This window comes from Streptomyces racemochromogenes (genome assembly GCF_044129415.1).
Taxonomy (GTDB): domain Bacteria; phylum Actinomycetota; class Actinomycetes; order Streptomycetales; family Streptomycetaceae; genus Streptomyces; species Streptomyces racemochromogenes_A.
On the sequence record NZ_JBBDHD010000211.1, the window covers coordinates 1 to 7,588 of the forward strand.

The following is a 7,588-nucleotide window of genomic DNA, read 5'->3' on the forward strand; positions in this document are numbered from 1 at the left end:
GGGGGGGGGGCGGGGGCGGCGGGGGCAGCGCGCGGCCCCGCGCCCGCGCCCCGCCCCCCCCCGCCCGCCCGCCCCCGCCCCCCCCCCCCCCCCCCCCCCCCCCCCCCCCCCCCCGGGGGGGGGGGGGGGGGGGGGGGGCCCCCCCCCGCCCCCCCCGGGGCCGGGCCCCCCCCCCAACCCCCCTGCACGAACGACTCGTGAGAGGACCGCAGCCGTGCCCCACATCCACATCAGGCACTACCCCAGGGAGTTCACGGCCGAGCAGCTCCGCGCGGTCGACGAGGCGGTCACCGCCGCCGTGACGAAGACCTTCGCCACCGGCGAGGACACCGTCTCGATCTCCCTGGAGCCGATCAGGCCGGAGGACTGGGAGGAGCAGGTCCTCTCCGAGATGGCGGCCCGCCGCGAGCTGCTGGTCAAGCGGCCCGGCTACTGGAAAGAGAGTTGAGAGAGACCCGATGAGCGCAAGCAGCGGCATCCCCGTCGTCTACACCGAGGAGGTCCGTGAGGCCCTCCACGAAGGCAAGGCCGTCGTCGCCCTGGAGAGCAACGTCATCACCCACGGCCTGCCCTACCCGGACAACGCGGCCACCGCCCGCAAGGTGGAGGACGCGGTACGGGCCGGCGGTGCCGTTCCGGCGACGATCTGCATCGAGGCCGGCGAGATCCGGGTGGGCATGTCGGACGCCGACATCGAGCGCTTCGCCTCCCTGCCGGGCATCCCGAAGGTGTCCAGCCGGGACCTGCCCGTCGTCCTGGCGCAGGGCGGCCCGGGCGCCACCACCGTGGCCTCCTCGGTCGTCGCCGCCGAGCTCGCGGGGATCCCCTTCTTCTCCTCCGCCGGCATCGGAGGCGTCCACCGCGGCGCCCAGGAGACCTGGGACGTCTCCTCGGACCTGATCCAGTTCACCCGCTCCAAGGTCGCGGTGGTCTGCGCGGGCGCCAAGATGATCCTCGACCTCGGGCTGACCCTGGAGTACCTGGAGACGCAGTGCGTCCCCGTCGTCGCCTACCGCTCGGACGACTTCCCCGCGTTCTACTGCCGTACGAGCGGCCACAAGGCGCCCCACCGCCTGGACGACGAACAAGCCATCGCCCGCGCCGTCGAGGCCCACTGGGCACTCGGCAACAACAGCTCCTTCCTGATCACCACCCCGGTCCGGGAGGAGGACGCCATCGACTCGGCCGAGGTGGACACGGCCATCCGGGCCGCGGTCGCCGAAGCCACCCGCGACGGGGTCTCCGGCCAGGCCATCACCAAGTACCTGATGCGCGCCGTCGACGCCGCCACCGACGGGCGCTCGGCCAAGGCCAACATGGCCGTCCTCGCCTCCTGCGCCGAGGCGGCCGGCCGCCTGGCCGTCGCGCACTCCGCGCACCTCGCCGAGCGCGCCGGGCGCGCCGCGTGAGCGACACCGGCCAGATGCTGCTCTTCTCGGGACGTGCGCACCCCGCGCTCGCCGCGGCCATCGCGGCGGAACTGGGCACCGAGCTCGTCCCCACCAAGGCGATCGACTTCGCCAACGGCGAGATCTACATCCGCTACCACGCCTCCGTGCGCGGCGCGGACTGCTTCGTCGTCCAGAGCCACACGGCCCCCGTCAACAAGTCGATCATGGAACAGCTCATCATGATCGACGCGTTGAAGCGGGCCTCCGCGCGCAGCGTGACCGTGATCCTGCCGTTCTACGGTTACGCGCGCCAGGACCGCAAGCACAGCGGCCGGGAACCCATCTCGGCCCGCCTGGTCGCGGACCTGCTCAAGACCGCGGGTGCGGACCGGATCCTGACGGTCGACCTGCACGCCGATCAGATCCAGGGCTTCTTCGACGGCCCCGTGGACCACCTGTTCGCCATGCCGGTCCTCGCGGACCACATCGGCTCCAAGGTGGACCGCGAGGCGCTGACCGTGGTCTCGCCCGACGCCGGCCGGGTGCGCGTGGCCGACGGCTGGTGCGACCACCTCGGCGCTCCGCTGGCCATCGTCCACAAGCGGCGCGACAAGGACGTGGCCCACCGGGTCACCGCGCACGAGGTGGTCGGCGAGGTCGAGGACCGCGTCTGCGTCCTGGTCGACGACATGATCGACACCGGCGGCACGATCTGCGCCGCCGCCGACGCCCTCTTCGCACAGGGGGCGCGGGACGTCATCGTGGCGGCCACGCACGGGGTGCTGTCCGGCCCCGCCGCGGACCGCCTGAAGAACTCGCGGGTCAGCGAGTTCGTCTTCACGGACACCCTGCCGGTGCCCGGGGCGCTCGGACTGGACAAGGTCACCGTCCTGTCCATCGCCCCGCTCATCGCGGGCGCCGCGCGCGCGGTGTTCGAGAACGGATCAGTAACCCGGCTCCTGCAGAGCCGGTGATCGCCCGGACGGACGGCCCGACGGGGGCCCGTCCGTCCGAAGGGGGAGGCGGCCGCACGCACCGAGCCGCTCCACAACGGAAACGCCATAAGGAAGCGGGACATGACTCTTCAGGAGACCAGCGTGCTTGAGCCCACTCTGCAGGGGACCACGACGTTGCCCGATCTGCTCGCCGAGCGAGTGGCCGAGCACCCCGAGGCGATCGCGGTCGCCTACCGGGACGACAAGCTCACCTTCCGCGAGCTGGCGTCCAGAAGCGCGGCCCTGGCCGACTACCTGGAGCACCTCGGCGTCTCGGCGGACGACTGCGTCGGCCTGTTCGTCGAGCCGTCCATCGACCTGATGGTCGGCGCCTGGGGCATCCTGAACGCCGGGGCCGCCTACCTGCCGCTGTCCCCGGAGTACCCCGAGGACCGGCTCCGCTACATGATCGAGAACAGCCAGGCGAAGATCATCCTGGCGCAGCAGCGCCTGGTGGCCCGCCTGCGCGACCTCGCCCCGCAGGACGTCACCATCGTGACCCTGCGCGAGTCCGAGGCCTTCGTCCGCCCCGAGGGCCAGGACGGCGCCCCCCGTGCCGGCGCCCGCCCGGACACCCTCGCGTACGTCATCTACACCTCCGGCAGCACCGGCAAGCCGAAGGGTGTGATGATCGAGCACCGCAGCATCGTCAACCAGCTCGGCTGGCTGCGCGAGACCTACGCGATCGACCGCAGCAAGGTCATCCTGCAGAAGACCCCGATGAGCTTCGACGCCGCCCAGTGGGAGATCCTCTCCCCGGCCAACGGCGCCACCGTCGTCATGGGCGCCCCCGGCGTCTACGCCGACCCCGAGGGCCTCATCGAGACCATCGTCAAGCACAACGTGACCACCCTCCAGTGCGTCCCGACCCTGCTGCAGGGCCTGCTCGACACCGAGAAGTTCCCCGAGTGCGTCTCCCTCCAGCAGATCTTCAGCGGTGGCGAGGCCCTCTCCCGCCTGCTGGCGATCCAGACCACGCAGGAGATGCCCGGCCGGGCGCTCATCAACGTCTACGGGCCGACCGAGACCACCATCAACTCGTCCTCCTTCCCGGTGGACCCCGCCGCCCTGGACGAGGGGCCGCAGTCCATCTCCATCGGCGCCCCGGTGCACGGCACCACGTACCACATCCTCGACAAGGAGACCCTCAAGCCGGTCGGCGTCGGGGAGATCGGCGAGCTGTACATCGGCGGTGTCCAGCTGGCCCGCGGCTACCTGCACCGCGACGACCTGACCGCCGAGCGCTTCCTGGAGATCGAGCTGGAGGAGGGCGCCGCGCCCGTCCGCCTGTACAAGACGGGCGACCTCGGCCAGTGGAACGCCGACGGCACCGTGCAGTTCGCCGGCCGCGCCGACAACCAGGTCAAGCTGCGCGGCTACCGCGTCGAGCTGGACGAGATATCCCTGGCGATCGAGAACCACGACTGGGTCCGCAACGCCGCCGTCATCGTCAAGAACGACGGCCGCACGGGCTTCCAGAACCTGATCGCCTGCATCGAGCTCAGCGAGAAGGAAGCCGCCCTGATGGACCAGGGCAACCACGGCTCCCACCACGCCTCGAAGAAGAGCAAGCTCCAGGTCAAGGCGCAGCTGTCCAACCCGGGCCTGCGCGACGACGCCGAGCTGGCCACCCGCCAGGCGTTCGACCTGGAGGGCGCCGAGCCCACGCCCGAGCAGCGCGCCCGGGTCTTCGGCCGCAAGACGTACCGCTTCTACGAGGGCGGCGCCGTCACCCAGGCCGACCTGCTCGGCCTGCTCTCCGCCAAGGTCACCGCCGGCTACTCCCGCAAGGCGGCCGACCTGGCCCCGGCCGAGCTCGGCCAGATCCTGCGCTGGTTCGGCCAGTACATCAGCGAGGAGCGCCTCCTGCCCAAGTACGGCTACGCCTCCCCGGGCGCGCTGTACGCGACGCAGATGTACTTCGAGCTGGAGGGCGTCGGCGGCCTGAAGCCGGGCTACTACTACTACCAGCCGGTCCGCCACCAGCTCGTCCTCATCAGCGAGCGCGAGGCCACCGGCAAGGCCACGGCGCAGATCCACTTCATCGGCAAGAAGAGCGGCATCGAGCCGGTCTACAAGAACAACATCCTCGAAGTCCTGGAGATCGAGACCGGCCACATGGTCGGCCTCTTCGAGCAGATCCTCCCGGCCTACGGCCTGGACATCCACGACCGCGCCTACGAGCCGGCCGTCCGCGACCTGCTCGACGTCGCCGAGGAGGACTACTACCTGGGCACCTTCGAGCTGGTCCCGCACGCGGGCCCGCGCGAGGACCACGCCGAGGTCTACGTCCAGACGCACGGCAGCAAGGTCGCCGGCCTGCCCGAGGGCCAGTACCGCTACGAGAACGGCGAGCTGACCCGCTTCTCGGACGACATCGTCCTCAAGAAGCACGTCATCGCGATCAACCAGTCGGTCTACCGGGCCGCCAGCTTCGGCATCAGCGTCTACAGCCGCGCCGAGCAGGAGTGGCTGAAGTACATCACCCTCGGCAAGAAGCTCCAGCACCTGATGATGAACGGGCTGAACCTGGGCTTCATGTCCTCCGGCTACAGCTCCAAGACGGGCAACCCGCTGCCGGCCTCGCGCCGCATGGACGCCGTCCTCGCCGCGAACGGCGTCGAGAGCGGTCCGATGTACTTCTTCGTCGGCGGCCGCATCAGCGACGAGCAGATCAGCCACGAGGGCATGCGCGAGGACAGCGTCCACATGCGCGGTCCGGCCGAGCTCATCCGCGACGACCTCGTCAGCTTCCTGCCCGACTACATGATCCCCAACCGGGTCGTGGTCTTCGAGCGGCTGCCGCTGTCCGCCAACGGCAAGATCGACGTCAAGGCGCTCGCCGCCTCCGACCAGGTCAACGCCGAGCTCGTGGAGCGCCCGTTCGTCGCCCCGCGCACGGAGACCGAGAAGGAGATCGCGGCCGTCTGGGAGAAGTCCCTGCGCCGCGAGAACGCCTCCGTCCAGGACGACTTCTTCGAGTCGGGCGGCAACTCGCTGATCGCCGTCGGCCTCGTCCGCGAACTCAACTCCCGCCTGGGCGTCTCCCTGCCGCTGCAGAGCGTCCTGGAGTCCCCGACCATCGAGAAGCTGGCCCGCCGCCTGGAGCGCGAGGTCGCCCAGGAGTCCTCGCGCTTCGTCCGCCTGCACGCGGAGACCGGCAAGGCCCGGCCCGTGATCTGCTGGCCGGGTCTGGGCGGCTACCCGATGAACCTGCGCAGCCTGGCCGGCGAGATCGGCCTCGGCCGCTCGTTCTATGGCGTCCAGTCGTACGGCATCAACGAGGGCGAGACCCCGTACGAGACCATCACCGAGATGGCCAAGAAGGACATCGAGGCCCTCAAGGAGATCCAGCCGACCGGCCCCTACACCCTGTGGGGCTACTCCTTCGGCGCCCGCGTGGCCTTCGAGACCGCCTACCAGCTGGAGCAGGCGGGCGAGAAGGTGGACAACCTCTTCCTGATCGCCCCGGGCTCCCCGAAGGTGCGCGCCGAGAACGGCAAGGTGTGGGGCCGCGAGGCCTCCTTCGCCAACCGCGGCTACACCACGATCCTCTTCTCCGTCTTCACCGGCACCATTTCCGGTCCGGACCTGGAGCGGTGCTTGGAGACCGTGACGGACGAGGCGTCCTTCGCCGAGTTCATCAGCGAGCTCAAGGGGATCGACATCGACCTCGCCCGCCGGATCATCTCGGTCGTCGGCCAGACCTACGAATTCGAGTACTCCTTCCACGAGCTGGCCGAGCGCACCCTCCAGGCGCCGATCAGCATCTTCAAGGCCGTGGGCGACGACTACTCGTTCCTGGAGAACAGCAGCGGCTACTCGGCCGAGGCGCCGACGGTCATCGACCTCGTCGCCGACCACTACAGCCTGCTGCGCGAGGACGTCGGCGAGCTGGTGAAGCACATCCGCTACCTGCTCGGCGAGTGAGCGCCCACGGGAAAGCGGTCTGAATGAAGACGGCCGCCCCGCCGGATTTCCCCGGCGGGGCGGCCGTCTTTTCACTTTCCACGACAGAGAAGTAACCGGCCAGTAGGCGGCTTGTTTCTGACGCAAATTCACCGCGTTCTGACATGCGCCCTGTTGACGCGTGCATTCTCGGCGCAAGACACTTCTGGTAATTCCAGCCGTCTCGTTTTCCGTCGTTTTCGCCGATGAGGAGCCATCTTCCATGCGATTCAATCTCATCGGCCCCTTCGAGATCGTCACCGACGACGGCAGGACCTATCAGCCCGGAACCCCCAAGGTCTGCCAGACGCTCGCGCTGCTGCTCACCCGGCCCGGGGAGATCGTCACGGCCGAGGCCCTCATCCGGGAGCTGTGGGGCGAGAACCCCCCGCGCAGCGCCGTCACGACGCTCCAGACGTACGTCTACCACGCCCGCCGGATGTTCACCCAGGAGCAGCTGGCACCCGCCGGCCGCTGCCTGATCGCCACCACCGCCGCCGGCTACGTGATGAACGTCGAGGACTCCGAGGTCGACGTGCGCGTCTTCGAGCGGCTGGTCACCCTGGCCCGCTGGGAACTGGCCGAGGAGGAGCCCCAGAAGGCGCTGCGCACGGTCGGCCGGGCGCTCGACCTGTGGCGCGGCCCCGCCCTGTCGAACTTCCCGGCCGGGGACGTGCTCGCCGGGCACGTCGTGCACCTGGAGGAGCTGCGGATCAGGGCCTTCGAGACCCGCATCGAGGCGCAGGAGGCGCTGGGCCGCCACCGCGAGTCCATACCGGAGCTGCGCAAGCTGATCAACGACTACCCGCTCAACGAGTGGTTCCACAGCCGGCTCATCGGCGCGCTCGGCGCCGCGGGACGGCGGGCGGAGGCCCTCCAGGCCTACCAGAAGGTGCGCCGGCTGCTCGCCGAGGAACTGGGCCTGGAACCCTCGGCGGAGCTCAAGCGGCTCCACGGCGGTCTGCTGAGCCCGGTGCGCGGGACGGGGCGGTCAGCGGTGTTCGAGCGGGGCTCCAGAGGGGTCGGAGACGGTCGCCATCCCGGCCGCGCACAGGGCCGTACACAGGAGGAGACCGCATGTCCCGTCGTCTGTTCACCTCGGAGTCCGTGACCGAGGGCCACCCGGACAAGATCGCCGACCAGATCAGCGACACCGTCCTCGACGCGCTGCTGCGCCAGGACCCGGCCTCGCGCGTGGCCGTGGAGACGCTCATCACCACCGGTCTGGTGCACATCGCGGGCGAGGTGACGACG

The 7,588-nt window shown here is 70.2% G+C and carries 6 protein-coding genes; all 6 read left to right on the forward strand.

What is annotated here, in order from left to right; translation table 11 throughout:
• Nucleotides 1-214 precede the first annotated feature (214 nt).
• Nucleotides 215-448: a tautomerase family protein gene (locus WDV06_RS35320; RefSeq protein WP_395513907.1), complete on the forward strand. Its 234-nt coding sequence runs from the start codon at nucleotides 215-217 to the stop codon at nucleotides 446-448.
• Between the two features lie 10 nt (nucleotides 449-458).
• On the forward strand, nucleotides 459-1,409 hold the full coding sequence (locus WDV06_RS35325) for a pseudouridine-5'-phosphate glycosidase (protein WP_395513908.1): 951 nt from the start codon (nucleotides 459-461) through the stop codon (nucleotides 1,407-1,409).
• 14 nt (nucleotides 1,410-1,423) lie between these two features.
• Nucleotides 1,424-2,365: a ribose-phosphate diphosphokinase gene (locus WDV06_RS35330; protein WP_395513911.1), complete on the forward strand. Its 942-nt coding sequence runs from the start codon at nucleotides 1,424-1,426 to the stop codon at nucleotides 2,363-2,365.
• Between the two features lie 102 nt (nucleotides 2,366-2,467).
• Nucleotides 2,468-6,316, forward strand: coding sequence for an amino acid adenylation domain-containing protein (locus WDV06_RS35335; RefSeq protein ID WP_395513909.1), 3,849 nt, complete (start codon nucleotides 2,468-2,470; stop codon nucleotides 6,314-6,316).
• Nucleotides 6,317-6,557: 241 nt separating this feature from the next.
• Complete coding sequence (locus tag WDV06_RS35340) at nucleotides 6,558-7,445, forward strand: AfsR/SARP family transcriptional regulator (protein WP_395513910.1); 888 nt, start codon at nucleotides 6,558-6,560, stop codon at nucleotides 7,443-7,445.
• A partial coding sequence (locus WDV06_RS35345) for an S-adenosylmethionine synthetase N-terminal domain-containing protein (RefSeq protein ID WP_395513912.1) occupies nucleotides 7,412-7,588 on the forward strand: 177 nt, incomplete at its 3' end. The genes WDV06_RS35340 and WDV06_RS35345, both read left to right, overlap by 34 nt.

Coding starts and splice junctions, on each gene's coding strand:
- WDV06_RS35325 (WP_395513908.1), top strand. CDS start 459: ATGAGCGCAAGCAGCGGCATCCCCGTCGTCTACACCGAGGAGGTCCGT.
- WDV06_RS35330 (WP_395513911.1), top strand. CDS start 1,424: ATGCTGCTCTTCTCGGGACGTGCGCACCCCGCGCTCGCCGCGGCCATC.
- WDV06_RS35335 (WP_395513909.1), top strand. CDS start 2,468: ATGACTCTTCAGGAGACCAGCGTGCTTGAGCCCACTCTGCAGGGGACC.
- WDV06_RS35340 (WP_395513910.1), top strand. CDS start 6,558: ATGCGATTCAATCTCATCGGCCCCTTCGAGATCGTCACCGACGACGGC.